The 276-nt window shown below is 70.7% G+C and carries 1 protein-coding gene; it reads right to left on the bottom strand.

The features are described 5' to 3' along the window. Positions 1-230 (bottom strand): hypothetical protein (locus tag SM755_RS23565; protein WP_323174825.1); only part of this gene is annotated, 230 nt, incomplete at its 3' end. Between the last annotated feature and the right edge of the window lie 46 nt (positions 231-276).

Raw genomic sequence — 276 nt, 5'->3', positions numbered from 1 at the left:
ACCCATCGTCGAACCCCCGAGCGTTCAAGTGCGAAGCCGCGGCCAACGTCGGCATCACCTGACGCGTGCGACGCGACGGTCGAGACGGGAGTCCGGGCCGCCGTCGCGTCACTCACCCACGGCCCGGCTGCTCGCCCCACACCGCGCTCCAGAACGTCCAGCGTCGGCGCACCGACGGCGAGATACCGGGACGTCGACGAGAGGACACTGGGACGTCGACGAGGGGACACCTGAACATCGACGGCGGAGGGCGCCAGTCCGACCCCCAGACCCTTC

The organism is Natrialba sp. PRR66, from assembly GCF_034808065.1.
In the GTDB taxonomy this organism is placed as follows: Archaea; Halobacteriota; Halobacteria; order Halobacteriales; family Natrialbaceae; genus Natrialba; species Natrialba aegyptia.
The sequence above is the reverse complement of the archived record's forward strand: the minus strand, read 5'-3'. Positions and strand labels throughout refer to the sequence as shown.